Origin of the sequence: Streptococcus mitis (assembly GCF_946190115.1) — a bacterium.
In the GTDB taxonomy this organism is placed as follows: domain Bacteria; phylum Bacillota; class Bacilli; order Lactobacillales; family Streptococcaceae; genus Streptococcus; species Streptococcus mitis_CO.
Window position 1 is genome coordinate 1 of the sequence record NZ_CAMHZG010000062.1, and the last position, 292, is coordinate 292.

1 protein-coding gene is annotated in these 292 nt (G+C 44.5%); it reads left to right on the top strand.

Annotated features, from left to right (window positions below; genetic code table 11):
* Positions 1-292 (top strand): DUF1542 domain-containing protein (locus N8L90_RS09420; protein WP_261025228.1); only part of this gene is annotated, 292 nt, incomplete at both ends.

A 292-nucleotide genomic window follows, 5' to 3' on the forward strand; every position in this document is an offset into this window, starting at 1 on the left:
GCAGCTAAGAAAGCCATTGACGATGCACTTAAAGCTAAAGAAGCAGCAATTGACGCTCGTCCAGATTTAACTGATGAAGAGAAGAAAGCCGCTAAAGATGCCGCTAAGGATGTCGCTGATAAAGCTAAAGAAGCAATTGATGCAGCACCAAGCAATGCAGCGGTAGACGCAGCTAAGAAAACAGGTGTAGATGAAGTTGCAGCTGTAAATCCAGAAGCAGTTAAGAAACCAGCAGCTAAGAAAGCCATTGACGATGCACTTAAAGCTAAAGAAGCAGCAATTGACGCTCGTC